Origin of the sequence: Rhizobium sp. GCM10022189, from assembly GCF_042656325.1 — a bacterium.
In the GTDB taxonomy this organism is placed as follows: Bacteria; Pseudomonadota; Alphaproteobacteria; order Rhizobiales; family Rhizobiaceae; genus Rhizobium.
In genome coordinates, this window is the sequence record NZ_JBHSOR010000049.1 from 173,503 (window position 1) to 197,883 (window position 24,381).

Genomic DNA, 24,381 nt, shown 5'->3' on the forward strand with positions numbered 1-24,381 from the left:
CTCCAGGGCTTGGGAAGGCCGGAAGTGGCAGAGGCGTCAATTCGCCTCGCCCAGCACGTGGAATACGAGGCCCTCGTTGCTCTCCTTGGCGCCGGATTTCACATGGGCGATCTCGGCGCTGACGCGGTTGATGTCGTCGATGACGAGACCTTCGGGCAGTTCCAGGACGCCGATCGAGCAGCGCATCAGCGGGAAGAAGGCTTCGGCGCCGGCGCGATCATGCCCGCGGATGCGGCCGGCGGCGCGGTCCTCGTCGGAATAGAGATCGAGCACGTCGTCGTGGAAATCGCTGATGAGCCGGTCGAGGATTTCCGTCAGCTCCTCCTTCGTCCAGCCGACGACGCCGATGAAGAAGTCGTCGCCGCCGACATGGCCGAGGAAATGGCGCTCGGCGAAGAAATAGCGGCGCATCAGCGCGGCAAAGAGCGAGATCGCGTGGTCGCCGAGATGGAAGCCGTAGGCATCGTTGAAGGGCTTGAAATTGTCGAAGTCGCAATAGCAGAAGTGGCGCACTTCATCGCCGTCGCGGCCGGCATTGCGCATGAAATCTCTGATGGCGCGGTTGCCCGGCAGGCCGGTCAGCGGGTTCTGGTCCTGCGCCGTCTTCAATTGCTTCTCGTTGATGACCTTGATCAGCGAGGCGGCGGAAACGACGCCGGCATAACGCATGTTGTCGGTCAGGATCAGGCAGTTGCTGCCTTCCATATTGGCGAAGATCGCCATCAGCTGGTCGGCGTCGCTGTCGAGGCCGACGATCGGGGCGCGCTCGACGAAATGCGAGATGGTGCGCTCGTAGACCTTGTTCTTCAGGAGGTCGCGGCCGAAGGGCTGGTAGATATATTCCTTGAGGTGGTGCTCGTGGATGATGCCGCGCGGCTCGCCATTGGCATTCAGAACCGGGAAATAGGCCTGGCGCGGATTGCGGCGGAAGAGTTCGAAGACCGTGTCGATGCCGTCGCTCTCATAGACGGTCGGCAGCATTTCGATCTGCTTGCGGATGAGGATTTCGTCGAGCGACTGGCTGTTGCCCTTGTTCTTGCCAAGCTCCTGCAGGTGCGGGAAGGCGGGCACGAGTTCGGAAAGATGCGTGGACGGGCGCGCGATGAACCAGCCCTGCACGAGATCGACGCCATAGTCGCGGCAGACGATGAATTCGGCTTCCGTCTCGATACCCTCGGCGATCACGCGGGTGCCGAGCACATGGGCCATGTTGACGATGCTTTTCAGCAGGTGGCGCTTGCGCGGGCTGCGATCGATATCGGCGACGAAATGGCGGTCGATCTTCAGATAGTCGACGGAATAGTCGCACAGAAGCTTCATCTCGCCGTGGCCGACGCCGAAATCGTCGATCGCCAGCTTGAAGCCGGCCTTGCGCAGGCGCGAGACAAGGTCTGCGAATTCCGGCACGCTGGTATTGTCGAAACGCTCGGAAAATTCGAAGCAGACGGAGGATGCCGGAATGTTGGCCGTCTTCAACTGCAGCAGCAGGTTTTCGACGAGACGATTGCCATGCGGGATGAGGCGCACATCGAGATTGAGGAAAAGTGTCGCGGTGGCGAAGTTCGAGAGCGTGGAAAACTTGGCGAGCGCACGGTTGGCGACCATCTGCTCGAGCGGCAGGAGCTGACCTGTCTCATGGGCTTCGTCGAGGATTTCGATCGGCGTTTCGAAGCCGATGCGGTCCTGCCCGCGCATGAGGGATTCGTAACCGAACACCGTGCCGGTGCCGGCTTCGACAATCGGCTGAAACGCATTTTCGATAACGAGCTTAGCGAGGGTGACGATCTGGTCGCTGGCGTAACGACGCACGACACCCGGTTCGACGCTGGCAGCCAAAGACATGCCAATCTCCACTGTGACCTTTTCTTTTTCGGTCGGACAATGGGGCAGAAGGGTCAACGAACCCTTTCGCCAATATGAAACTTTTGTGAAAGGCGCAGGCGTTCATACGCGCCCAACGTTTATTAGATTTTCCGTTTGCAATCAAAGGCCTATTCAGGCCGTGCGGCGGTGTTCCGCTTCATGATCTGCAAACATGTCGGCGACGCACCTGCCGCCGCTCGGCGTGCCTTCGTCGGCCAGAACATCGCCGCGATATTCGTTCAATTTGCGGGCGGCATCCCACAGGCGCAATGCTTCGCGCACGACTTCGCTGCTCGACGCATATCCGCCTTGATCGACAGCGTCACGAATGCCTGCTGCCTGGAGCGGTGAGATGGAAACGGTGACCATCGGCATGGAATTCTCCTCCCATTGTATTTCGGCAGAGATTGCCTCGGGGGTCCATTTTCGGCTTCTCGTGGCGACGCGCACCAATGCCGAAGTGCCTCAGCACAGGAGGCGGCTCTTCTGCGGAGCCGGCCTTCAACCCCTAAATTTTAGTATTCCGTCACCCTCTTGTCAAAAAAGAAACGATCTACGGTCGCCTCCCTGCCAGGGGCTCAAGAGCGGATACCTAGGCCGAAGGCAATCATTGTCCAGCCCTGCACGACGAGATCGACCGCCAGAAACAGGCCGAGGATCCAGAGGCTGTTCGCCGGCCAGCCGAGCGCGATCACGAAGCCCGCGAGCGCGGTGATGACGCCGCTTGCCACGATCCAGCCCCAGCCCTTGAGCGGCCGCATGCGCCTGCCGACGAAGAGACGAAAGACACCGGCAATGACCAGCGCGACCGCCAGAAGCATGGTCAAGGCAGCCGAGGTGAGGATGGGATTGAGAAAGGCGCAGATGCCGGCGAGCACATAAAGGATGCCGCTCAACGCCCAGAAGAGAACGTGATCCCAGCCGCGCACCTGGAAGGCGTGGATGAGATAGATGACACCGCCCGCCAGCATCAGCATGCCGACGTAAAAGACCGAGGCGACGGTCGCCATCAGCAGGTTGCTGAGGGCGACGAGGCCGCAGATGAGAAGCAGCACGCCGAGACCGACGAACCAGATCCATTTCGACCGCAGCGGGGATGCGGGCATTCCGTCATAGATATTGGCCATGGGCACACCTCCTGATTGCCGGAAATATGCTGCAGCAATTTCGCGCGGAAAGAGATGCGCGGCGTCAATTCGGCGAAAGATTTTTATTGATTGATCAGTCAATCAAAAATACGCTCCAGCTGTTCTCGGGAGAATTGAGCTTGCCGAAGGTCGGAATGGAACCGGTGCGCCGCAAGGCGCTAGTGGATGCGGCGCTGCGGGTGATCGGCGATCACGGCTCGCTGACCGTCACCATGTCGGACATCGCCCGGCGGGCCGGCGTGTCGCCCGCGCTTGCGCATCACTATTTCGGCAGCAAGGAGCAGCTGCTGATCGAGACGATCCGTTTCCTTCTGCGCCAGCTGCGCAAGGACGCGGTGACGGCGCTGCGGGAGGCCGCAACCCCGCGCGAGCGGGTCTCGGCCATCATCCGCGTCAGCTTCAACGCCGACCAGTTTGCCCCGCAGACGATCGCGGCCTGGCTTGCCTTCTATGCCGAGGCGCAGCGATCCGAAGAGACGCGGCGTTTCCTCGTCATCTACGCGCGGCGCCTGCGCTCCAATCTGCTTGCCGCCCTCAAGGCGCTCTGTCCGGCCGATGCCGCAGAACGCATCGCCGAGGGCGCTGCCGCGATGATCGACGGGCTCTATATCCGGCAAAGTCTGAAATCGGCGCCGATCGGCATTACGGCCTCGATCGCGCTGACGGAGGATTATGTGAATGCGCTCTTGGCAGCCACCTCCCCTTCTCCCCGAGGGGAGAAGGGACAACCAGATCGAACCACCCAAGGACAGATGACATGAAAGCCCAGCCGAAAGCATCGCATTTCATCGACGGGGAATATGTCGAGGATGAAAGCGGCACGCTCATCGAGAGCATCTATCCGGCAACCGGCGAGGTGATCGCCAGGCTCCATGCCGCGACACCCGCCATCGTCGAAAGGGCGGTCGCGGCCGCCAGGCGCGCACAGCCGGAATGGGCGGCGCTGAGCCCGATGGCGCGCGGACGCATCCTCAAACGCGCGGCCGAGATCATGCGCGAGCGCAACCGCGCGCTTTCGGAGCTGGAAACGCTCGACACCGGCAAGCCGATCCAGGAAACGATCGTCGCCGACCCGACCTCGGGGGCCGACGCGTTCGAATTCTTCGGCGGCGTGGCGCCGGCGGGGCTGAACGGCTCACATATCCCGCTCGGCCAGGATTTCGCCTATACGAAACGCGTGCCGCTTGGCGTCTGCGTCGGCATCGGCGCCTGGAACTATCCGCAGCAGATCGCCTGCTGGAAGGGCGCGCCGGCGCTGGTGGCCGGCAACGCGATGATCTTCAAACCCTCGGAAACCACGCCGCTCGGCGCGCTTGCCATCGCCGAGATCCTGCATGAGGCCGGCCTGCCGAAAGGGCTTTACAACGTCATCCAGGGCGACCGGGACACCGGGCCGCTGCTCGTCAACCATCCCGACGTCGCCAAGGTGTCGCTGACCGGCTCGGTACCGACCGGGCGCAAGGTGGCGGCCGCCGCCGCCGGCCAGCTCAAGCACGTGACGATGGAGCTTGGCGGCAAGTCGCCGCTGATCGTCTTCGACGATGCCGATCTCGACAGCGCCGTCGGCGGGGCGATGCTCGGCAATTTCTATTCGACCGGCCAGGTCTGCTCCAACGGCACGCGCGTCTTCGTGCAGAAGAAAATCAAGGGCGAATTCCTCAAGCGGCTGAAGGCGCGCACCGAGGCGATCCTCATCGGCGACCCGATGGACGAGGCCACGCAGCTCGGGCCGATGGTTTCCTGGGCGCAGCGCGAGAAGGTGCTCGCCTATATCGAGAAGGGCAAGGCGGAGGGCGCGACGCTTGTTGCCGGCGGCGGCATTCCGAACCACGTGACGGGCGAAGGCTATTATGTGCAGCCGACCGTTTTTGCCGACGTGACCGACGGCATGACGATCGCCCGCGAGGAAATCTTCGGCCCCGTCATGTGCGTGCTCGATTTCGACGACGAGAGCGAAGTCGTCAAGCGCGCCAACACGACCGAGTTCGGCCTTTCCGGCGGCGTCTTCACCGCCGATCTGACCCGCGCCCACCGTGTCGTCGATCAGCTCGAGGCCGGCACGCTCTGGATCAACAGCTACAATCTCTGCCCGGTGGAAATCCCGTTCGGGGGCTCCAAGCAATCGGGCTTCGGGCGGGAGAACTCCCTGGCGGCGCTTGAGCACTATAGCGAGCTGAAGACGGTTTATGTCGGCATGGGGCCGGTCGCCTCGCCCTACTGAGCCCATCCGGAACCGAAGCATCCGTTGCACACGACAATCCAAAGGGAACAGCATGCAACAGGCAGATTTCGTCATCGTCGGCTCCGGCTCGGCAGGTTCGGCGCTCGCCTACCGGCTTTCGGAGGACGGCAGGAACACGGTCATCGTCATCGAGGCGGGCGGCTCGGATTTCGGGCCGTTCATCCAGATGCCGGCGGCGCTCGCCTGGCCGATGAGCATGAAGCGCTACAACTGGGGTTATCTTTCCGAACCGGAGCCGAACCTCAACAACCGGCGCATCACCGCGCCGCGCGGCAAGGTGATCGGCGGCTCCTCCTCCATCAACGGCATGGTCTATGTGCGCGGCCATGCGGAAGACTACAACCGGTGGGAAGAGCTCGGCGCCAACGGCTGGGCCTATGCGGATGTGCTGCCCTATTTCAAGCGCATGGAGCATTCGCACGGCGGCGAGGATGGCTGGCGCGGCACGGACGGACCGCTGCATGTGCAGCGCGGCATCGTCAAGAACCCGCTCTTCCGCGCCTTCATCGATGCCGGCAAGCAGGCGGGCTTCGAGACGACCGAAGACTATAACGGCTCGAAGCAGGAAGGCTTCGGCCTGATGGAACAGACCATCCATCGCGGCCGGCGCTGGTCAGCGGCAAGCGCATATCTGAAGCCGGCGCTGAAACGGCCGAATGTCGAGCTTGTCAAAGGCTTTGCGCGCAGGGTCGTCATCGAGAACGATCGCGCGACAGGCGTCGAGATCGAGCGCGGCGGCGCGGTCGAGATCGTCAAGGCCAATCGCGAGGTGATCGTCTCGGCCTCCGCCTTCAATTCGCCGAAGCTCCTGATGCTGTCCGGCATCGGCCCCGGCGGGCATCTGCAGGACATGGGCATCGAGGTAAAGGCCGACCGGCCGGGCGTCGGCGCCAACCTGCAGGACCATATGGAATTCTATTTCCAGCAGGTCTCGACCAAGCCGGTGTCGCTCTATTCCTGGCTGCCCTGGTTCTGGCAGGGCGTGGCCGGCGCGCAGTGGCTGCTTTCCAAGCGCGGGCTCGGCGCTTCCAACCAGTTCGAAGCCTGCGCCTTCCTGCGATCGGCGCCGGGGCTGAAGCAGCCGGATATCCAGTACCATTTCCTGCCGGTCGCCATCAGCTATGACGGCAAGGCGGCGGCCAACACGCATGGTTTCCAGGTGCATGTCGGCTACAACCTGTCGAAATCGCGGGGCAACGTGACGCTGCGCTCGGCCGATCCGAAGGCCGACCCGGTGCTGCGCTTCAACTATATGAGCCATGCCGAGGACTGGGAGAAATTCCGCCATTGCGTGCGCCTGACGCGCGAGATCTTCGGCCAGAAGGCCTTCGACCACTATCGCGGCCCGGAAATCCAGCCGGGCGAGAAGGTCCGGACGGACGAGGAGATCGACGCCTTCCTGCGCGAGCATCTGGAAAGCGCCTATCATCCCTGCGGCACCTGCCGCATGGGGGCGAAGGACGATCCGATGGCGGTGGTCGATCCCGATACGCGGGTGATCGGCGTCGACGGCCTGCGGGTCGCCGACAGCTCGATCTTCCCGCACGTCACCTACGGCAATCTCAACGGCCCGTCGATCATGACCGGCGAGAAGGCCGCCGACCATATTCTCGGCAAGCAGCCGCTCGCCCGCTCCAACCAGGAGCCGTGGGCCAATCCGCGCGCGGCGGTGAGCGACCGGTAGAGCATTTCCGGCGAGGATCGAACGCCGGAAATGCTCTATCTCTTTGTTTCCAAGCAATTCCGGACGCAAAACCGTTTCACACTTTTGCTGGAATTGCTGTCGTCAGCGGTAATCTTCTTCGCGCTGATGACGGGCGGCGAGCACGAGCGATGCAACATGGCCGATCGGCATGTCATGTTCAGCGGCGGGCTTGGGGAAAGAAGTGGCCTCGGCTCAGAGAAAGCCGATCCAGCGGCCGGCCACGACGGCTGCGATCCATATCGCCGCCGAAAGAGCCGCGGAAAAGCGGACGGCCGGGCGGACGAGGCCGAGCGTGATTGCGGTTCGCCAGCCCTGTCCCATGTGGACGGCAAGCACGTTGAGGAGGCCGAAGGCGATCAGGCCGAGCTTGGCGAGGAAGGCCGGATTTGCGGCATATTGGACCGGCCGCACGCTGAAGAGGCAGAAGCCGGTGAGCAGGGCCAGGGCGAGGCCGAAGCCGGCCGAGCGGGACAGGAACGGGGCGACGACCTGCACCGGCACCTTGCCGAAGAAGCCGGCAAGCCGCAGATCGAGCGGCAGGATAGCGCCGACCAGAAGGCCGATCGCCAGGATATGGGCGGCATTGACGAACATGTAGAGCGTCGCGGAACGCCTGAGCCCGACCGCGAGCGTGGTGGCCGACAGCCATTCGAGAAGCTCCATGACGCGGGCGTCAGTTCGTGCGGATGCGTTCCGGATAAATGTCGTAGCGCTTTTCACCGATGGTGATGCGCACCGCCTTCATGCGCTTCTCGTTGCGATCCAGCGAGCGGTTTCCGAGCGCGACGACCTGATCGCCGGGCTTTGCGACACCTTCCACGAAGCCTGCGCGCTCCGTCTGGCGCGGATTGCCGAGCTCGACGCGCCAGACGCCGTCATCGGCGGTTGCGACGTCGAGGGTCGGATGCGGCCCGCCCATGGATATCTGCCGGATGGTGCCGCGAAGCTCGATCTGGTCGGCTTCCGCCCAGGACCAGCCGTGATGCGCCACGGCACCGGTTGCGAATGCCACCGAGAGCATGGCGGCCGCCAGCGCCCGTTTTCCCGAAAGTACAGACATGATGTTCTCCCTACCCGAATGCACGGACAGGTGGAGCATCGCCGGCATATGAAAAGGACACTCACCGATTTTTGAAGACCGGTGAGTGGGAGGAAAACGCATCAGGCGAGCAGGCGTGTGACTTCCGCGCCCTGCTTGCTGCCGACGGCGTCGGCGATCGTGGTGGAGAAGAGGACCTTGCGGGTGGCGTCCGCCACCCTGGCGAAGACGTGACGGATTTCGCAGGTCTGCTCCCCGTCGCAATCGTCGCATTTGCGGTAGGCGGTGATCGACAGGCACGGCAGCGGCGCGATGGGGCCGTCGATGATGCGCAGGATCTCGCCGAAGGTGATGCTGTGGGCCGGCTTCAGGAGCAGGTAGCCGCCCTGCTTGCCGCGACGGCTGACGACGATGCCGTGATGCTTGAGGTCGAGCAGGATCTGTTCCAGAAACTTCTTCGGGATCTTCTGCTGCACGGCAATGTCGGAAATCATGACGGGTTCGTCGGCCGCGGCTTCCGCCAGAACCGTCAGCGCCCGCAGCGCATATTTTGCCTTTTGCGTAATCATCTCGGACCGTCGACACACACAGAGCGGTGTCGAATCCCGACATCGCCAAGAAAGCTGATTGCCTCTATTGCACGGCCAGCATGAACGGAATTTGAACGCGCTGGAAAAAGCCTTGAGAGACAAGTGTTTTGGCCCTGTTTTTAACCCTCGGCCAACAGTTCGTATTTTACCTCAAAAAACGGCAATTTTCACCATTGCCGCCATCACTTCCGATTTCCAGTTGACAGGCGCCGTGTAACACTACTATTTCTATAGACATTAAGTTCGAGGCGCACTTCCGGCGTCGGCGGCTGCTTTTCTGCATTGCGGCAGGATGGGAGAGATATTTGCTCCGTCAGGCAGTCCTTTCGAAATCCCTTTTTCTGTCCGATCCGTCCTTCAGCTGCAATACTCCGGCCAACATCAAGGACAGGACCCCCCATGACTGTTATCAATTCGATCGAAGAAGCCGAGGCTTTGGCTGAAAAGCTGGCGGGCCTCGACCTCGCGGGCCGGCTTTCCTTCGTCGCCGGCCTTGGCGGGCGCGTGGTCTTCACCACCTCGCTCGGCATCGAGGACCAGGTCATCACCGCGGAAATCGGCACGCATCGCCTGCCGATCGACGTGGTGACGCTGCAGACCGGCCGGCTTTTCCCCGAGACCCTGGCGCTGATCGACGAGACCGAGAGCCAGTACGACATCCATATCGCCCGCTACGAACCGGAGCAGGCCGATATCGACGCCTATGCGGCCAAATACGGCATGAACGGTTTCTACGAGAGCGTCGAAGCCAGACATGCCTGTTGTGGCGTGCGCAAGCTGAAGCCGCTTGCGCGGGCGCTGGCAGGCGCCACCATCTGGATCACCGGCCTGCGCCGGGGCCAATCGGCCAACCGCGCCGAGACGCCCTTTGCCGAATATGACGCCGAGCGGCACCTGCTGAAGGTCAACCCGCTGGCCGACTGGGATATCGAAACGATCAAGGCCTTCGTCGCCGACAATAGCGTGCCGGTCAATCCGCTGCATGGCCGCGGTTATCCCTCGATCGGCTGCGAACCCTGCACCCGCGCCATCAAGCCCGGCGAGCCGGAACGTGCCGGCCGCTGGTGGTGGGAACAGGACGAGAAGCGCGAATGCGGTCTGCATGTCGCCGAAGAGGCGGCCGCGATCGCCGTGCAGCAATAGGAAGTCTGGAGTACGAAATGGCCGATACCCGTCAGGATACGGAACTGACCAACCCGCAGAGCGCCAAGCCGCCGCTCGACCCGCATCTGAAGGCACTGGAAAACGAAGCGATCCACATCTTCCGCGAAGTTGCCGCCGAATTCGAGCGTCCCGTCATGCTCTATTCGATCGGCAAGGATTCCTCCGTGCTGTTGCACCTTGCCCGCAAGGCCTTCTATCCCGGCCGCGTGCCCTTCCCGCTGCTGCACGTCAACACCGGCTGGAAGTTTGCGGAGATGATTACCTTCCGCGACGAGATCGTGAAGAAATACGATCTCGACCTGATCGAGCACATCAACCCGCGCGGTGCGGCCGAAAACATCACGCCCTTCACCTATGGTTCGGCCCGCTACACGGACGTGATGAAGACGGAAGCGCTGCGCAACGCGCTCGATGCCGGCCAGTTCGACGCGGCCTTCGGCGGCGCGCGGCGCGACGAGGAAGCCTCGCGCGCCAAGGAGCGCATCTATTCCTTCCGCACGCCCGACCATCGCTGGGACCCGCGCAACCAGCGCCCGGAACTCTGGAACATCTATAACGGCCAGATCCGCAAGGGCGAGAGCGTGCGCGTCTTCCCGCTGTCCAACTGGACCGAGGTCGATATCTGGCGTTACATCCAGGCCGAGGAAATCCCGATCGTGCCGCTCTATTTCGCCGCCAAGCGCCCCTATGTGGAACGCGACGGCATGATGATCGCCGCGTCCGATCCGCGTCTGGAACTGCTGCCCGGCGAAGCGAAGCAGGAAGATTTCATTCGCTTCCGCACGCTCGGCTGCTTCCCGCTGACCGGCGCGATCCGTTCGAACGCCACCACCCTTGAAGACATTATCGCGGAACTGGAAATCGCCACGGTTTCCGAGCGCCAGGGCCGCGCCATCGACCGCGACCAGTCCGGCTCCATGGAAAAGAAGAAGCGTGAAGGATATTTCTGAGATGACCGCAGCCGTTCCCGCAACCGCCGTCGCCGTGCCCGCCGCCGAGCCGCTGAAGGCCGTGCGCGACTCGCGCCCGTTGCGCCTCATCACCTGCGGCAGCGTCGATGACGGCAAGTCCACCCTGATCGGCCGCCTGCTCTGGGACACCAAGGCCGTCAAGGAAGACCAGGCGGCAACGCTTCGCCGCGATTCCACCGGCAAGCAGAACGATCTCGGCCTGCCCGATTTCGCGCTGCTGCTCGATGGCCTGCAGGCAGAGCGCGAGCAGGGCATCACCATCGATGTCGCCTACCGCTATTTCTCGACCGACAAGCGCTCTTTCATCGTGGCCGACACGCCCGGCCACGAGCAGTACACCCGCAACATGGCGACCGGCGCATCCACCGCCGATCTCGCCGTGTTGCTGGTGGATGCTCGCGCCGGCATCCTCGAGCAGACGCGCCGCCATGCCACGATCGCCTCGCTGCTCGGCATCAAGCAGTTCGTGCTGGCCGTCAACAAGATCGACCTGACGAACTACGACCGCGCCGGCTTCGACAAGATCAGCCACGAGTTCAAGGAATTCGCGCTGTCGCTGGGTGTCAAGCAGATCACCGCAATCCCGATGTCGGCGCTGAAGGGTGAAAACGTCGTCTATTCCGGTCAGGCCGCCATGCCCTGGTACAATGGCCCGACGCTGGTCGAGACGCTGGAACACGCAACCGTGCGCTCCGGCCAGACGACCGGTTTCCGCCTCTCTGTCCAGCGCGTCTCGCGCCCCGGCGAAAGCTTCCGCGGCTATCAGGGCACGGTTGCCGGCGGCTCCGTCAAGCCGGGCGACAGCGTCATGATCCTGCCTTCGGGCATGGTCGCCAACGTCACCAAGATCGTCACCTTCGACCTCGTGCGCAACGCGGCCGTTGCCGGCGACGCGATCACGCTCGTTCTCGACCGTCAGGTGGACGTCGCCCGCGGCGACATGATCGTTTCGATCGACAGCCAGCCGCAGACCGGCCTCTCCTTCGACGCGCAGGTCGTTGCCCTGCAGCCCGAGGGTATCGAAGCGGGCAAGCGCTACTGGCTGAAGAGCGGCTCGCGCCGCCAACGTGTGCAGGTCGAGCCCGTCAGCCAGCTGGAACTGAAGACCGGCACATGGAATTCCGCCCAGCGGCTCTACATGAACGCGATCGGCAAGGTGCGCCTGGTATTCGACGAGGCGGCGATCTTCGATCCCTACGAGCAGAACCGCGCCACCGGCTCCTTCATCCTGATCGACCCGGAGACGAACAATACCGTCGCCGGCGGCATGGTGACCGGCAAGCGCGCCGAGATCAGCGGCCTGCATGGCAACGACGCCCGCGTGATCCTGTCGCTGCCGGCCGACCTTGCCGAGCAGATCATGGCAAGCGAGCTCTTCGCCAACCGCCGCCACGAGGCGGAGGTGCGCCGCATGACGGCCTCCGAAGCGGCCGAGCTCTGGTCGAGCGCGGCAAGCGACATCTGAGACAGGCGATATCGGGGAAAAGGGACCGGTCGGTCCCTTTTCGTTTCCGCCTCACTGTTTCGGTGCGACGCGCGTCGAACCGCGCTCGATGATCGAAAAGCCGATATCGACCCGCTGCTCTTTCGGCGCCTCGTCCCGGATGGCGCGCAGCAGCATGTCGGCGGCGCGATGGCCGATATCGTGGCGGGGAACATGCACCGTCGTCAGCGACGGCGAGGTGAACTCGGCGAATTCGAGATCGTTGAAACCGCAGATGCCGAAATCGTCGGGCACGCGGATGCCGCGCGCGTTGCATTCGATCAGCGCGCCGAGGGCGAGATCGTCGTTCTGCGCCAGGACGGCATCGAGATCCGCCACCCGTTCCAGAAGCTCGACGAAGAGGTGCCGCCCGAGGCCGATGCTGGTGGAGCCGTCCTGTCCATGCGTCAGGGACGCATCGTCAAGGCCGGCCTGCCGCATGGCTTCCTCATAGCCCGAGCGGCAGCGGCGCGAGCGGATATCGGTGCGCCCGCCGATGAAACCGATCCGCCTGTAGCCTTTCGACAAGAGGAAACGTGTGGCGGCGGCCGTTGCGACATGATGCGACATGCCGACAAGCAGGGTTTCCGGCGGCTGGCTGAGATCGGCGACATGGGCGACCGGAACGGCGGCCGTCTCCACCAGCAGCGCAAGCCCGTCGTAATATTCCGCGTTGACGAGGATGATGCCCGCCGGCTTCTGCGACAGGAAGGATTTGAACTGGTCGATCTCCTGGCCGGCATCGCTCAGCGTATTGGCATATTGCACGCGCAGATCGGTGGCGCGCAGCCGCTCCTCTATGCCCATCATCACGCCGGTGAAGCAGGGATGGTGCAGCGACGGCGTGATGACGCCGACGATGCCGCTGTGGCGGCCGGCAAGCGCGCGGGCGGCGAGATTGGGAATGTAGCCCATCTCCTCGACGGTGCGCAGGATGACTTCGCGCAGCTCTTCAGAAACGATATCCGGGTTGCGGAGCGCGCGCGAGATGGTGATCGGGCTGACCCCGACCCGCTTTGCAACATCGCTCAACTTTACATGGGAACCGCGCTTCTTTTCCCGCCCCGGCTTCACTGAATCCCTCATCACTTCCCGCATACGGCGAGCCTCGCCCCCCGACGATTCGCAGTTTCACTTTTTTGAAGAAAATTTAATTTAGAGTCCACTAACATTTCAATGCCCAATTTCAACCAAAACTTGAAAAGCATGAACAAACGTCGCGAATTGTCCGGGCTGCTACGCAGCGCGCAGGCCGGCGGATCACAGAAAAGTGGAATATATTTTACTGTTGCGGCGCTCCGCGAAGCGGACAACAGGCAACGCCGGCAAAATTGCGGCGATGCTTGGTCAGCCAAGATTAAATTATAGTAATGTCTTACATCACCGTAATACAAACATGATCAATGTTTAATTTGTAAATCCCGCGGAACGGATCATATAGGTATCAAGCGCCAGTTCTTCCAGATCACAGTATTCGTCGCATCATACAGACGAAATCAAAGTAATCAACGGCAATAACCGGCGACAATACTCATCGACGCCATGGTCCACGGCATGGAACCAAGACGCCATTCAATGCCAACGCTCTCGCAAGGGACTTCCACCATGTCACACATTCTTCGCAAGCACCGGGCCGCAGCACTTGTCGGAGCGGCCATCGTTCTCGGCGCGGCCGCCCTGCCCTTTGCCGTTTCCTCTTCCTCGCCGGCTCTTGCCGCAGCGGCCGAGACCGGCGGTATTCTCGCCTCCGGCGGTTCGTTCGCCTCCATCGTCGATGCCGACAAGCCGGCGGTCGTGACCATCACCACCACGATGAAGGCCACCAGCGCCAGCGCCGACAATTCGCCGATGGACGAGCAGTTCCGCCGCTTCTTCGAAGAGCAGGGCATCCCCCTGCCGCACCAGGCACCGCAGCAGCAGTCGCAGCACGCCATGGCGCTCGGCTCCGGCTTCATCATCAGCCCTGACGGCGTGATCGTCACCAACAACCACGTCATCGACAATGCCATCGACATCAAGGTCACGCTTGACGACGGCACCGAACTGCCGGCCAAGCTGCTCGGCGCCGATGCCAAGTCCGACCTCGCCGTCCTGAAGGTCCAGGCGCCGCACCAGCTTCCCACGATTGCCTGGGGCGATTCCGACAAGCTGAAACTCGGCGACCAGATCCTTGCCATCGGCAACCCGTTCGGCATCGGCACGACGGTCACGGCCGGCATCGTCTCGGCCCGCGGCCGCGACCTGCACAGCGGCCCCTATGACGACTTCATCCAGATCGACGCGCCGATCAACCACGGCAATTCCGGCGGCCCGCTGGTCGACCGCGACGGCAATGTCGTCGGCATCAACACCGCCATCTATTCGCCGAACGGCGGCAGCGTCGGCGTCGGCTTCGCCATCCCCTCGGACGAGGCCAGGACGATCGTCGCCAAGCTGCAGAAGGACGGCTCGATCGACCACGGCTATCTCGGCGTGCAGATCCAGCCGGTCACGCAGGATGTCGCAGACGCGGTCGGCCTCGGCAAGGCTGAAGGCGCGCTGGTGGCTGCCGTCACCGGCGGAACGCCGGCCGCCCATGCCGGCATCAAAACCGGCGATATCGTCACGGCGGTCGGCAGCGAAAGCGTCAAGACGCCGAAGGACCTGTCGCGCCTCGTCGCCGACCTGTCGCCGGGTGCGAAGGAGACGCTCACCGTCTGGCGCGACGGCAAGACGGTCGATCTCAACGTCACCGTCGGCGGCAATGAAGACGGCCAGAAGCAGGCCGCAGCCGAAAGCAGCGACGACCAGGGCCAGGCGGCCGGCCAGCCGAGCCTCGGCATCGGCCTCGCCGACCTGACGCCCGACATTCGCGAGCAGCTGAACCTGCCGCGCAGCGTTGCCGGCGCCGTCGTTGCCAACGTCAACCCGGACAAGTCGGCCGCTGCCGCCGGCATCCAGCCGGGCGACGTGATCGTCTCGGTCAACGACAAGCCGGTGCATGACGCCCGTGACGTCAAGACCGCCGTTGCCGATGCCGGCAAGTCCGGCCGCAAGTCGGTGCTGCTGCTGATCGAACGCGGCGGCAACAAGACCTTCGTGGCCGTGCCCTTCTCCGCCGCTTGAAGGACACCCACGCAAGCGCTGCGCCTGGACCTCGTTCCGGGCGCAGTCGCGCGTGGGCTAAAAGCATTTCCGGCGAAAACGGAATCGCCTTCAATGCTCTGACTCATTGTTTTCTCCGCAATTCCGGACGCAAAACCGGTTCCCGCTTCTGCTGAAATTGCCTAGCCAAACATCACGTCGAGATCGGCTGCCAGTTTTTGAACGGCAGCCGCCTGCGCCTGCGAGATGCCGAAGAGAATGCCGGGAGCGGCCCTGCCGATGAAGAAACCCGACATCGGCATCAGGCCATAACCTGACGCGTTCACCCTGGCGACGAGCGCCCGGTCGTCCACCCTCTCGTCGCGAAACCAGGCCGCAAGCTGCAATCCGCCATTGCCGCCCGAAACGGCAAGCCTTTCGCCAAATTGGCTCTCCAGCATCCCGACCGTGCGGGCCATGCGCTCGGCATATTGCTGGTTCATGCGCCGCAGATAGGCGCGCAGGCGGCCCTCGTTGATGAAATCGGCCAGTGCCGCCTGGATATGGGTGGAGACGGCGACTCCCCTGCGATGCAGCGCCTCCGAGGCCTCCGCCACCAGCCAGCGCGGCACGACGGCATAGGCGACGCGCAGGCCCGGTGCCAGCACCTTCGAGAAGGTGCCGACATAGGCCACGGCCTCGGCCCGGTCGATGCCCTGCAGGGCGGCGATCGGCCGCGAGCCATATTGAAAATCGCTGTCGTAATCGTCCTCGACGATGAGGCTCTGGTGACGGCGGGCGGCCTCCAGCAGCGCCAGCCGGCGCGGCAGGCTGAGGGTTGCGCCCGTCGGATATTGATGCGACGGCGTGACATAGATCAGCGCCGGCGGCGGGCCTTGCGCCCTGGAAACGTCGATGCCCTGCCCGTCGCAAGGGACCGGCACGATGTCGGCGCCGGCATCGGCAAGCAGCAGGCGCGCCGCGCCGTAGCCGGGATCTTCCATCCAGGCGGCCCTGCGCCCGCTCCGCCTCAGCATCGATCTCGCCAGCATATCGATCGCCGCCCGCGTGGAGGGCATGATCATGACCTGCTCCGGCTCGGCGACCACGCCGCGCGTGGCAGAAACATGCCCGAGAATGGCCTGCCGCAATTCGTCGATGCCGGTCGGGTTCTCGTAACCGAGATGATGGCTGCGCAGCGAGCGGCTGCGCGCCGCAAGGTGGCGGCTCCAGGCGGCATGCGGAAAATCCGACACGTCAGGCACGCCGGGCCGGAACAGGCCGCGATAGGACGGCAGGTCCGATCTCTTTTCCTCGACGGGCGCACGCGCGTCGCGCTGCCGTTCCGGCCGCATGCGCTCCAGCGTGGCAACCCGCGTTGCGGCACCGGCGGTGGCCTCGATATAACCTTCGGACCGAAGCCGGTCATAGGCTTCGACCGTCGTGGAACGCGCGACGCCGAGCGAGGCGGCAAGGGCGCGGGTCGACGGCAGCCTGTGGCCGGCCGGAAGCTGGCCGAGCAGGATGCGCTCGCGCAGGCTTCGATAGATCTGGCCGGTCAGGTCGCCGCCGTTTCGATCGAGGCTCAGCCATGTGGGTGCCGAAGTCATATGCCAACTGGTCTGCCGCAAAGATCAAAACTGGACTTTTACTCCAGTCCATTTGCAAGGCAAGAGCAGACGGGATCGGTGAGCGAAGTTCAGCGATCGACCTTCAATGCATCAGTTTGACGGAATGACCGATATGACAAAGGACCTTGCCGACTGGAAGGGTGTCGCCCGCCCCGCCCGCGCCCCGATCGAGGGCCGCTACGCCCGCCTGGAGCCGCTGGACGCGGCAAGACACGGCGCCGACCTGCTGCGCTCGGCGCAGGAGCCGGGCGCCGAAGACCGTTTCCGCTACCTCTTCGAGGCGGCGCCTGCCGATATGGCCGCCTTCACGCCCTGGCTGGAACGGTCCGTCACCAGCGAGGACCCGCTGTTCTTTGCCGTCATCGACAAGGCGACGGGACGCGCGGAGGGCCGGCAGGGGCTGATGCGCATCGACACGGCCAATGGCGTGATCGAGATCGGCAACATTCTCTGGGGGCCGGCCATTGCCCGCACGCGGGTTGCGACCGAAGCGCTCTATCTCTGCGCGGCTTACGTCTTCGACACGCTCGGCTACCGGCGCTTCGAATGGAAGTGCAACAATCTCAACGAACCGTCCAAGCGGGCGGCGCAGCGTTTCGGCTTCGCCTTCGAGGGCATCTTCCGCCAGCACATGGTGCAGAAGGGCCGCAACCGCGACACCGCCTGGTTTGCCATGACGGACGGCGACTGGCCGAAGCTGAAGGCCGGATACGAGGCTTGGCTGGCGCCCGAGAATTTCGATGCCGAGGGCCGGCAGAAGAGCAGGCTCAGCTTCTAGTCGAACTTCAAAGCGTGGCGGCGGCGACAAAAGAGCCGCCGCGCCGATGACAAAAACTTCATTGCCACCAATATGTTCATGCGCCCCAATTGCCGTTAAGGATTGGGTTCTTCATTCAAAGCACGAAGTTATTCTGTCAGGAGCTCATATGACCAGTTCGTCCGACTATACGCCCCCCAAGATCTGGACCTGGGACAAGGAAAACGGCGGCCAGTTCGCCAACATCAACCGCCCGATCGCCGGGCCGACCCATGAGAAGGAACTGCCGGTCGGCAAGCACCCGCTGCAGCTTTATTCGCTGGGAACGCCGAACGGCGTCAAAGTCACCATCATGCTCGAAGAGCTGCTGGCGCTCGGCCACAGCGGTGCCGAATATGATGCCTGGCTGATCAAGATCGGCAATGGCGACCAGTTCGGAAGCGGCTTCGTCGCGGTCAACCCGAATTCGAAGATCCCGGCGCTGATGGACCGCAGCGGCGAAAAGCCGGTGCGCATCTTCGAGTCCGGCGCGATCCTGACCTATCTCGCGGAAAAATTCGGCGCCTTCCTGCCGACCGACCCGGCCAGGCGGGCCGAATGTTTCTCCTGGCTGTTCTGGCAGGTGGGCAGCGCGCCCTATCTCGGCGGCGGCTTCGGCCATTTCTACGCCTATGCGCCGACGAAGATCGAATATGCGATCAACCGCTTCGCCATGGAAACCAAGCGCCAGCTCGACGTGCTCGACCGCCGTCTGGCCGAGAGCGAATATATTGCCGGCGACGAACTCACCATTGCCGACATGGCGATCTGGCCGTGGTACGGCGGCCTCGTCAAGGGCTGGATGTACGGCGAGTCGGCCGAATTCCTGCAGGTGCAGGAATACAGGAACATGCAGCGCTGGGCCGACCTGATCGGCGAGCGCCCGGCCGTCAAGCGCGGCCGCATGGTCAACCGCGTCAGCGGCGAGCCGTCCAGCCAGCTTCACGAACGCCACGACGCCGGCGACTTCGAGACGAAGACGCAGGACAAGCTGCAGGCGGCAGGCTGACGGGATCGACGGGCGGGCAGGCCGTCACGGCGGCGCGCCTGCCCTGCCCTCAGAATCGCGACAGGCCCAAAACGCGTGTTTCCCACTAAAAATGACGGGTTTTGACGCAAACTGTACCGATTCGGGCAAAAGTGCCCTCGCCTCATCCTTTCAGTCTTGCTGAAATGCAAAAGCTCTCCTGCCACCTTTCGGAGAGCTTTCCCCATCTGCCCCGCCGAATGCCACCGGCGGGGATTTTTTTGTTTCGGGCATCGGCAACGAAGGGAAACCTGCCGGCGGCCACGGCCGGATGACGCCGGCAACCGCATGCACAGGATCGGGTAAAGGAGGTCCGGACTAGCGCCACTTCGGCTGCGGCGTCGGCGCGTTCGCCTGGATTTCATGAAGCGGTGCCCGATGGCCCAGGAGCTTCTTCAACTTCTTCTCCTCGGCCGGACCGATGCCGAATTTCCGGCAATGTTCCGCAATGTCCTGATCTTTCGGGCCGGGAATTCGAACCTGTCGATTGTTCATCTTCTTCATTGATCTTCCTCCTCCGAAGGAAACCAGCTTAGCGCCGATTTGTTCGTTAGCAACATCTAAAATTTGATGATCGCCGTTTCGAGGCGGACGCGCAGCGGAGAAAGACGGGGCCGCGGGGCAGCGATGGACTCGCGCCGCGGGGAAATCAATCGATGTGTAAAAAGGCGAGAAAGCCGCAAATGAAAAAACCCCGCCGAGGCGGGGTTTTCGGCTGGTCGGAGTGGAGTGATTCGAACACTCGACCCCCACGTCCCGAACGTGGTGCGCTACCAGACTGCGCTACACTCCGTGACCAGCGGCGCCTCTATAGACCGGCCTATTATGTTGCGCAAGCACCAAAATTCAAAAAAGCGCGGGAATTTTTGACAGGCTTGTGACAAGGCCTTTCGGCCGGCCATGCAGCAAAAAGCCACACCCCGCGCAAATTCTTCAGAAGCGGCCAAGTGGCAATTTTCTTTTGCCGGGTTACGCGCTAAAGGGCTCGGCGGGACAGGCGAAACCGTCGCGAAGGCGGCTTCGCAGCCACTGGCTAGATATCAGGGACGACACGATGAAACTCCGCACCATGACCGGGGCCGCCGCGCTTGCGATTGCGCTTGCCGGATGCACCACCATACCTTCTGCCGGCAACCCGATCGAGGCACGCTGGGTCGGCCAGTCGGCCGGCAAGTTCTTTGCCGCCTACGGCCCGCCGCTCAGCGACCGCGACGAAGGATCTTCCACGATCTACACCTGGAAGGGTGGCTACAAGACGGTGCGCGTTCCGGCCAAATATGCCGAAGGTGCCGACGGCAAGCGCGGCAAGCAGATTGCCAGCGCCCGCACGCTCTACCTGCGCTGCGCCGCCGAAATCACCACCAATTCCGATTATACGATCCGCGATATCCGCACCGTCACCGATCTTCCCGGCCTGAACGGTCCGTCCTACTGCGCCGAATTCCTGGCACCGGAACAGAAGTAAGACCGACTGCCTGATTTTTGTGATTTGCGGCCTGCCGGTGAAAATCGGCGGGCTTTTCTTTGTCGTGACGGGGAGAAGGTGAAAGCCTCGCACGGCTTACGACAGGGATACGGCGGTCGATTGATTGTGGCTGGGGCGCCTGGATTCGAACCAGGGGATGGCGGTACCAAAAACCGCTGCCTTACCGCTTGGCTACGCCCCACCAGAGCTGAAGCGGATGCCGCTTCGCCAAAACGTGGCCTGATTAGCAAAGGACTGTCTGGCCCACAATCACTAAGTTCACTGCGGCGTCATATTTGTATGCGCGGCCATGTTCGGCATGGTAGGAGTTTGGGGAACGACACAGCCAATGGAGATACCGTTGAGCCAATATCGCGCCCGTCCGCCAGCGCTTGCCACGCTGATCCTCGACGATGCCGTCGTGCGCATCACCCAATGGGATTTCGAGCCGGGTGCCGATACCGGCGTTCACACGCACGGGTTCGGCTATGTCGTCGTGCCGATGACGGACTGCCAGTTTCTGATCGAGGATGCGCAGGGCAGCCGGCGGGTGGATGTCGCCAAGGGGGCCGCCTATCGCCGCGAGGCGGGCACCGAGCACAACGTCGTCAATGCCGGCGACAAACCCATGTCCTTCATCGAGATCGAATATAAATAATCATGTCCGGCGCGAACTTCGATCTTTTCTTCGAGCCGGCATACGGGCGCGCGATCAGCGTCGGCGACGGTATCCAGCGCCTGACGGCGAACAATCCGAACCCTTTCACCTTCCGCGGCACGAACAGCTATATCGTCGGGGGCTCGTCGGTCGCCGTCATCGATCCGGGGCCGCAGGACGAGGCGCATTTCAAAGCGCTGATGGCAGCGCTCTCCGGCCGGCAGGTGACGCATATTTTCGTCAGCCACACCCATCGCGACCACTCGCCGCTTGCAGGACGGCTGCAACGGGAAACCGGGGCGCTGACGGTCGGCGAAGGGCCGCACCGCCCCTCGCGGCCGCTGCGAGAAGGCGAGATCAATCCTTTCGCCGAAAGCTCGGACATGGATTTCGTGCCCGATATCGCCATTCGCGACGGCCAGACGATTTCGGGCGACGGCTGGGCGCTGACGGGCGTGCTGACGCCCGGCCACACCGCCAATCACGCCGCCTTCGCGCTCGAAGGCAGCGGCATCCTGTTTTCCGCCGATCATGTGATGGCCTGGGCGACGACGGTCGTCGCACCGCCTGACGGCTCCATGGCGGACTATATGGCCTCGCTCGACAAGCTGATCGCCCGCAACGACGGCCTGCTGCTGCCCGGCCACGGCGGCCCGGTGACGACGCCGGCGCCCTTCCTGCGCGGGCTGAAGACGCACCGGCGCCTGCGGGAGCGCGCGATTGTCGAGCGCATCCGCGCCGGAGACGGCACGATCGCCAAAATGGTCGAGGTGATCTATCGCGATGTCGACAGGCGGCTGCATGGCGCGGCGGCGCTTTCGGTGCTGGCGCATATCGAGGACCTGATGGAACGCGGCGAGGTGACGGCCGACCGGCCGCCCTCCCTCGTTGCCCATTATCGGCTGGCGGGAGGCTGAGCGTGGCGGCACGTCCGGATTACAGCTATCGCGACGACCCTTCCGTGCCCGCCTTTGCGGACGACAGGCCGCTGATCCTGTTTGACGGCGAATGCGTGTTCTGTTCCGGCTGGGTGCAGTTCCTGCTGAAGCGGGACAGGCAGAAGCGCTTTCGCTTCGTCGTCGCCCAGACGCCGCTCGGCGAGGCGCTTTACCGGCATTACGGGCTGGAGACGCGCGATTACGAGACCAATCTTCTGATCGATGGCGGGCGTGCCTATTACAAATCCGATGCGACGATCCGGATGCTGGAGGGGCTCGGCATGCCGTGGGCCCTGGCCGGTGTGCTGCGGGTGGTGCCGCGGCGGATTGCAGATGCCGCCTATGGGGTGGTGGCGCGCAACAGGCTCAGGATTGCCGGGCGGCGGGAGAGTTGCATGGTGCCGACGGCCGAGGTGCGGGAGCGGTTTCTGGAATCGTAAGTCCGCTGGTTGCTCGGCCATCGCCGAGGCTCAGGTGCCGGATCGATCTTACAGGATAGGTTTGCGGTAAGGGCGTTTTGGCTTGCCTCACCGCATGCCGGCCCTTCGCGTGGCTCAGGGCGTTCGGCCCTGTAATCGATCCACCGGATCGATTACTGCCGCTTTGCGGCACCGGGCCTCACCCGCCCGCAATCCCGAGGAGTTCGGAGTCCAGGGCGCCAAGATATTGCTCGGCCACTTCGGCGCTGAAGCCGAGGTCGTGCTGGCCGTAGCGGGAGGCGACGCGCACGTCGACGAAGGTGGTTTCGGCCTCTTCGCGCAGGCGGATGATGATGTCGAAACGCAGGCCGAGGATGAAGGTGCGCGTCGTGCCCTGTAGGATCACGCCGTTGGCGCCGCGGATCAGCTTGGCCACGTCGTCGTCATAGGGGCGCGGCGTCGGCACGGGGATGACGTCGGGCGAATCGGCGACACCGCTTTCGGGCTGGGCCGGAACGGGCTTGTCCTCCAGTTCGCGGCCGGGCGTCGTGTCGCCCTCGCTCCTGGTGATGGTGATGCCGTTCTGCTTGGCGACTTTCTTGACGGCTTCGAGAACGCGGTCGAGCGCGCCGTCGTAGCGCCGGCCGGTCAGCTCCGGATAGGCGGCAAGCTGCCTTTCGCGGTCGCCGGCGGTGACGACTGGATCGCGCGGCAGCCAGATCTGGTCGGCCTGCGGCGGCGAGAGCCAGTCGGGCGCGGAGGCCGTATCCGTCGTCACGTCATAGATTGCCGGCAGGTTGAAATAGCGCTCCGCCGCAAAGGCGCCGATTCCGAGGGGAAAGGCCGCGTAGATGAGCGCCGCCAGCGCATTCAGCCCGCCCTCGGCCCCGGTCATCCAGAGGCTGCGAAGGCCGATTGCCGACAAGAGCGTCGCAAGGGCAGCGCAACCGACCGAAACGATCAGCACCAGAACGAGATAGGGGGTCGCCAGGCCGCCGAAGCGATGGGCAACCAGCACCGCCACCGACAGCACGAGCGCAAACGCCCCGAAATGCCGCGACAGGCGGGCAGCGCTGGAAACGGGACGATCGAAACGGATGGCCATCAAAACTACCGGTTGGTCGGCGGCGACGCTTGGGATGCGCCGGCTGCCAACGACTTTTCTAGTGCAAGATTCGTCTAAATTGAAACTCTTGTCTGAGCATTGCCAACGCAATCCACGTCAAAGCGTGAGGCCCGGCAGCGCCGCCTTCCGTAAGCTATTGCTGATATGCCGTAAAAAGGCCATTCTGCCGGGGTCTGATACGTGTCCCATGAAACAGGAGAGACAGATGATCTCGTCCGAAATGAGGGAAAGGCCGCAGGTAACCTCGCCTGGCGGCATCGAGCGTGCCGAACCGCTCCTACCGCTGGAACTTCTCGAACTGGAACTTTCGCTGGAAGGCTATGCCGATGGCGAGGCCGGATTCTGCGAGACGGTGCGCAGGGCTGCCGCCGAAAGCCGCGGCGAATTCCTCTTCGACCTGCCGGCGGCGGGGCTTGTCGAGGATTGCCGGCGAATCGCCGTGCTGCGCATTCCGGCCTCGGACAGGACGATGCGCGTGGTTCTGGCCCTGCTCGACCAGAACGGCACGGAAATCCGCATGCAGGCGCCCGACGAGGATACCGAACATCTGGTGCGTTTCGCCGATGCCTTCATCGAGGTTCTCGAACGGATATAAGTTCCGGGGCATGTCGCGGACTCGACAGGCTTGAGCCCTCTTCTTGCGCAACCGCAAAACCGCTGCACACTTTTGCGCGGCCTGCTTAGTCCCGGCCGGCCGCCGCTTCTGCCAGCGAGCGGAAGGGAAACTTGCGGCCGCATTCGCATTTCAGCATGAATGTTTCCTGATGGACCGAGGGGCGCTGCACGAAGAAACCGCGCGGCAGCTGGTCCACCTTGAAGTCGGGGGTCTTGCGCCTGGCGTCGTCGATCTCGGAGGCTTCGGCAAAGCCGCTGTTGCCGCATTGCGGACAGGTGAGTTTCTTCGAGAATCGGTCGCGGATCGCCATGGTGCTCTTTCCCGTGCTGCTGCTTCTGCTCTTACATAGGAACGCCTGAAGACGAAAGTGGAACCAGGCACCCATCCTGCCGTTCCTTACCCAAGCAAGGAGGCAACCATTCCGAACCGAGATGCGA

At 63.3% G+C, this 24,381-nt stretch carries 25 protein-coding genes and 2 tRNA genes; 14 read left to right on the forward strand and 13 right to left on the reverse strand.

Annotated features, from left to right (window positions below):
* Positions 1 to 36: 36 nt before the first annotated feature.
* The 3 genes from ACFPWW_RS21925 to ACFPWW_RS21935 all read right to left on the reverse strand — a co-directional run bounded on the left by ACFPWW_RS21925 (position 37) and on the right by ACFPWW_RS21935 (position 2,990).
* The gene (locus ACFPWW_RS21925; RefSeq protein WP_112568449.1) at positions 37 to 1,842 is read right to left on the reverse strand and encodes a GGDEF domain-containing protein; all 1,806 of its coding nucleotides are present in this window, start codon (positions 1,840 to 1,842) and stop codon (positions 37 to 39) included.
* A gap of 153 nt (positions 1,843 to 1,995) precedes the next feature.
* On the reverse strand, positions 1,996 to 2,238 hold the full coding sequence (locus ACFPWW_RS21930; protein ID WP_112568447.1) for a ribbon-helix-helix domain-containing protein: 243 nt from the start codon (positions 2,236 to 2,238) through the stop codon (positions 1,996 to 1,998).
* 203 nt (positions 2,239 to 2,441) lie between these two features.
* Positions 2,442 to 2,990, reverse strand: a complete 549-nt coding sequence (locus ACFPWW_RS21935) for an HdeD family acid-resistance protein (protein ID WP_112568445.1) — start codon at positions 2,988 to 2,990, stop codon at positions 2,442 to 2,444.
* Between the two features lie 155 nt (positions 2,991 to 3,145).
* On the opposite strand from ACFPWW_RS21935, the gene betI reads away from it, so the two are divergent.
* Genes betI through betA form a run of 3 tightly spaced genes read left to right on the forward strand, consistent with a single transcriptional unit; the run spans position 3,146 to position 6,937 of the window.
* Positions 3,146 to 3,772, forward strand: a complete 627-nt coding sequence (betI, locus tag ACFPWW_RS21940; protein ID WP_112568444.1) for a transcriptional regulator BetI — start codon at positions 3,146 to 3,148, stop codon at positions 3,770 to 3,772.
* Positions 3,769 to 5,232, forward strand: coding sequence for a betaine-aldehyde dehydrogenase (betB, locus tag ACFPWW_RS21945; RefSeq protein ID WP_112704250.1), 1,464 nt, complete (start codon positions 3,769 to 3,771; stop codon positions 5,230 to 5,232). Before betI ends, betB begins: the two co-directional genes overlap by 4 nt.
* A gap of 52 nt (positions 5,233 to 5,284) precedes the next feature.
* Entirely contained in the window at positions 5,285 to 6,937 is a 1,653-nt protein-coding gene (gene betA, locus ACFPWW_RS21950) for a choline dehydrogenase (protein ID WP_377313214.1), read from the forward strand.
* A 213-nt stretch (positions 6,938 to 7,150) separates the two neighbouring features.
* Here the strand turns inward: betA and ACFPWW_RS21955 are convergent, their stop codons facing one another.
* The 3 genes from ACFPWW_RS21955 to ACFPWW_RS21965 form a co-directional block, all read right to left on the reverse strand.
* Positions 7,151 to 7,621, reverse strand: a complete 471-nt coding sequence (locus tag ACFPWW_RS21955) for a DUF6644 family protein (protein ID WP_113414448.1) — start codon at positions 7,619 to 7,621, stop codon at positions 7,151 to 7,153.
* 10 nt (positions 7,622 to 7,631) lie between these two features.
* Positions 7,632 to 8,018, reverse strand: a complete 387-nt coding sequence (locus tag ACFPWW_RS21960; protein WP_112568436.1) for a DUF6152 family protein — start codon at positions 8,016 to 8,018, stop codon at positions 7,632 to 7,634.
* A gap of 101 nt (positions 8,019 to 8,119) precedes the next feature.
* On the reverse strand, positions 8,120 to 8,566 hold the full coding sequence (locus ACFPWW_RS21965; protein WP_112568433.1) for an RrF2 family transcriptional regulator: 447 nt from the start codon (positions 8,564 to 8,566) through the stop codon (positions 8,120 to 8,122).
* A gap of 420 nt (positions 8,567 to 8,986) precedes the next feature.
* On the opposite strand from ACFPWW_RS21965, the gene ACFPWW_RS21970 reads away from it, so the two are divergent.
* From ACFPWW_RS21970 to cysN, 3 genes are read left to right on the forward strand one after another with little or no spacing between them, the layout of a single operon-like run.
* Positions 8,987 to 9,730, forward strand: a complete 744-nt coding sequence (locus ACFPWW_RS21970; protein WP_377313215.1) for a phosphoadenylyl-sulfate reductase — start codon at positions 8,987 to 8,989, stop codon at positions 9,728 to 9,730.
* 17 nt (positions 9,731 to 9,747) lie between these two features.
* Entirely contained in the window at positions 9,748 to 10,701 is a 954-nt protein-coding gene (gene cysD, locus ACFPWW_RS21975; RefSeq protein WP_113414450.1) for a sulfate adenylyltransferase subunit CysD, read from the forward strand.
* Between the two features lies 1 nt (position 10,702).
* Positions 10,703 to 12,187, forward strand: coding sequence for a sulfate adenylyltransferase subunit CysN (gene cysN / locus ACFPWW_RS21980; RefSeq protein WP_112704256.1), 1,485 nt, complete (start codon positions 10,703 to 10,705; stop codon positions 12,185 to 12,187).
* 51 nt (positions 12,188 to 12,238) lie between these two features.
* On the opposite strand, the gene ACFPWW_RS21985 is transcribed toward cysN, so the two are convergent.
* Positions 12,239 to 13,291: a LacI family DNA-binding transcriptional regulator gene (locus tag ACFPWW_RS21985; RefSeq protein ID WP_377313216.1), complete on the reverse strand. Its 1,053-nt coding sequence runs from the start codon at positions 13,289 to 13,291 to the stop codon at positions 12,239 to 12,241.
* Positions 13,292 to 13,810: 519 nt separating this feature from the next.
* On the opposite strand from ACFPWW_RS21985, the gene ACFPWW_RS21990 reads away from it, so the two are divergent.
* Positions 13,811 to 15,310 carry a DegQ family serine endoprotease gene (locus ACFPWW_RS21990; RefSeq protein WP_377313217.1) on the forward strand — a complete coding sequence of 500 codons (1,500 nt, stop codon included), beginning with the start codon at positions 13,811 to 13,813 and terminating at the stop codon, positions 15,308 to 15,310.
* Positions 15,311 to 15,471: 161 nt separating this feature from the next.
* On the opposite strand, the gene ACFPWW_RS21995 is transcribed toward ACFPWW_RS21990, so the two are convergent.
* Positions 15,472 to 16,878 carry a PLP-dependent aminotransferase family protein gene (locus tag ACFPWW_RS21995; protein ID WP_377313218.1) on the reverse strand — a complete coding sequence of 469 codons (1,407 nt, stop codon included), beginning with the start codon at positions 16,876 to 16,878 and terminating at the stop codon, positions 15,472 to 15,474.
* Between the two features lie 133 nt (positions 16,879 to 17,011).
* Between ACFPWW_RS21995 and ACFPWW_RS22000 the strand changes: the two genes are divergently transcribed.
* Together ACFPWW_RS22000 and yghU are read left to right on the forward strand one after the other, a co-directional pair.
* Positions 17,012 to 17,677, forward strand: coding sequence for a GNAT family N-acetyltransferase (locus ACFPWW_RS22000; protein WP_112756779.1), 666 nt, complete (start codon positions 17,012 to 17,014; stop codon positions 17,675 to 17,677).
* Positions 17,678 to 17,825: 148 nt separating this feature from the next.
* Positions 17,826 to 18,704, forward strand: a complete 879-nt coding sequence (yghU, locus tag ACFPWW_RS22005; protein ID WP_112756681.1) for a glutathione-dependent disulfide-bond oxidoreductase — start codon at positions 17,826 to 17,828, stop codon at positions 18,702 to 18,704.
* Between the two features lie 336 nt (positions 18,705 to 19,040).
* On the opposite strand, the gene ACFPWW_RS22010 is transcribed toward yghU, so the two are convergent.
* A complete protein-coding gene (locus ACFPWW_RS22010; protein ID WP_112568417.1) occupies positions 19,041 to 19,226 on the reverse strand; it encodes a hypothetical protein in 186 nt (61 codons plus the stop codon).
* A gap of 212 nt (positions 19,227 to 19,438) precedes the next feature.
* A tRNA-Pro gene (locus tag ACFPWW_RS22015) sits at positions 19,439 to 19,515 on the reverse strand.
* A 261-nt stretch (positions 19,516 to 19,776) separates the two neighbouring features.
* Here ACFPWW_RS22015 and ACFPWW_RS22020 point away from each other — a divergent pair.
* Positions 19,777 to 20,187, forward strand: a complete 411-nt coding sequence (locus tag ACFPWW_RS22020) for a hypothetical protein (RefSeq protein WP_112704265.1) — start codon at positions 19,777 to 19,779, stop codon at positions 20,185 to 20,187.
* 127 nt (positions 20,188 to 20,314) lie between these two features.
* Here ACFPWW_RS22020 and ACFPWW_RS22025 read toward each other — a convergent pair.
* Positions 20,315 to 20,389: transfer RNA gene (locus ACFPWW_RS22025), tRNA-Gln, on the reverse strand.
* A gap of 159 nt (positions 20,390 to 20,548) precedes the next feature.
* Between ACFPWW_RS22025 and ACFPWW_RS22030 the strand changes: the two genes are divergently transcribed.
* Genes ACFPWW_RS22030 through ACFPWW_RS22040 form a run of 3 tightly spaced genes read left to right on the forward strand, consistent with a single transcriptional unit; the run spans position 20,549 to position 22,223 of the window.
* Positions 20,549 to 20,845, forward strand: coding sequence for a cupin domain-containing protein (locus tag ACFPWW_RS22030; RefSeq protein ID WP_112568411.1), 297 nt, complete (start codon positions 20,549 to 20,551; stop codon positions 20,843 to 20,845).
* A 2-nt stretch (positions 20,846 to 20,847) separates the two neighbouring features.
* Positions 20,848 to 21,762, forward strand: a complete 915-nt coding sequence (locus ACFPWW_RS22035; protein WP_112568409.1) for an MBL fold metallo-hydrolase — start codon at positions 20,848 to 20,850, stop codon at positions 21,760 to 21,762.
* Between the two features lie 2 nt (positions 21,763 to 21,764).
* Positions 21,765 to 22,223: a thiol-disulfide oxidoreductase DCC family protein gene (locus ACFPWW_RS22040; protein ID WP_377313219.1), complete on the forward strand. Its 459-nt coding sequence runs from the start codon at positions 21,765 to 21,767 to the stop codon at positions 22,221 to 22,223.
* A gap of 178 nt (positions 22,224 to 22,401) precedes the next feature.
* On the opposite strand, the gene ACFPWW_RS22045 is transcribed toward ACFPWW_RS22040, so the two are convergent.
* Positions 22,402 to 23,307, reverse strand: a complete 906-nt coding sequence (locus ACFPWW_RS22045; RefSeq protein WP_112704270.1) for a DUF1499 domain-containing protein — start codon at positions 23,305 to 23,307, stop codon at positions 22,402 to 22,404.
* 226 nt (positions 23,308 to 23,533) lie between these two features.
* On the opposite strand from ACFPWW_RS22045, the gene ACFPWW_RS22050 reads away from it, so the two are divergent.
* The gene (locus tag ACFPWW_RS22050) at positions 23,534 to 23,923 is read left to right on the forward strand and encodes a hypothetical protein (protein WP_112704272.1); all 390 of its coding nucleotides are present in this window, start codon (positions 23,534 to 23,536) and stop codon (positions 23,921 to 23,923) included.
* Positions 23,924 to 24,008: 85 nt separating this feature from the next.
* Here ACFPWW_RS22050 and ACFPWW_RS22055 read toward each other — a convergent pair whose 3' ends face one another.
* A complete protein-coding gene (locus ACFPWW_RS22055; RefSeq protein ID WP_112568403.1) occupies positions 24,009 to 24,254 on the reverse strand; it encodes a hypothetical protein in 246 nt (81 codons plus the stop codon).
* Between the last annotated feature and the right edge of the window lie 127 nt (positions 24,255 to 24,381).